The sequence below is a fragment of the Rhodococcus sp. ARC_M12 genome (genome assembly GCF_022810385.1).
Lineage (GTDB): Bacteria > Actinomycetota > Actinomycetes > Mycobacteriales > Mycobacteriaceae > Rhodococcoides > Rhodococcoides navarretei.
In genome coordinates, this window is the sequence record NZ_JALGQI010000050.1 from 1 (window position 1) to 1,081 (window position 1,081).

At 65.1% G+C, this 1,081-nt stretch carries 1 protein-coding gene; it reads left to right on the forward strand.

Going from position 1 to position 1,081, the window contains the following annotated elements; translation table 11 throughout:
- Positions 1-945, forward strand: a 945-nt coding sequence (locus MTX35_RS25280) for a rhodanese-like domain-containing protein (RefSeq protein WP_032399667.1), incomplete at its 5' end; no start/stop codon positions are given.
- Between the last annotated feature and the right edge of the window lie 136 nt (positions 946-1,081).

Here is a 1,081-nt window from a genome sequence, read left to right on the forward strand (position 1 = left end):
CCGGACCTACTCGACGAAGCTGCCGACGGTGTCGACACCCGTTTCGAGGGTGCCAAACAGATCTTCCGCAGTCTGAAGCGGTCGTTCGTCACGCAGCCAGATCATATCCAGGTCTTTCCGGGTCACGGTTCGGGCAGTGCCTGCGGAAAAGCTCTCGGCGCGTTGCCGTCGACCAGCGTCGGCTACGAACGTCGTTTCGCTTGGTGGGCCGGGTATGTCGAGCGCGACGACGAGCAGGGCTTCGTCGATGAGATGCTCGACGGCCAACCGGATGCACACGCCTACTTCGGCCGGATGAAGCGTCAGAACAAGCAGGGCCCGGTCGTTCTCGGGCCACTCTCTCCACTGCACGAGTACGACTCCACCGAATTGGCACGCGCCCTCGACTCCGACGAGGTCGTCCTCCTCGACACCCGCGGCCAATATGAGGTGCACGCCGGCGCTGTCCCCGGAGCGCTCAACATCCCCGGTATCGGCAAGGCAGCCTCGTTCGGTGCCTGGGTCTACGACCCCGAACGAGAGGACACTCCACTGGTGGTGCTTGCCGAGGACCGCGCCGTCGCCGACGAGCTACGTGATCACCTGCTGCGGGTCGGCATCGATACGGTGACCGGGTACGTCACAAGTCTACGAGGATTTCCCATGACGACACCCGAGACGATCGGTGCGGACGAGCTGGATTCGTTCGACTCGGCAATGGTGCTGGACGTGCGCAACAAAACCGAACACGCCGACGGCCACATACCTGGCTCCGAACAGCTCAGCGGTGGGCGATTGCTGTGGAACCTCGACGGACTGCCCACGGGCGGTCCGATCGTGACCTACTGCCAGAGCGGCGTCCGTAACGCGGTCGCAGCCAGCGCCCTGCGTCGCGCCGGCTACCGAGTTGTCGAACTCGAGGGCAGCTACGCCGCCTGGTCCGCACGCAACCTCGAAACAGTCTGATCGAACACGCCCGAATCGGAGGCGGTCGTGCAGTCCGCCCCCGGTTTGGTCCTGTGCTCGCCCTGTCGGCTCGCTGCGCCACCGACGGTGAGCAGACCCCAGACCGAGCAGGACCCCGGGCGACACTCCTGATCCG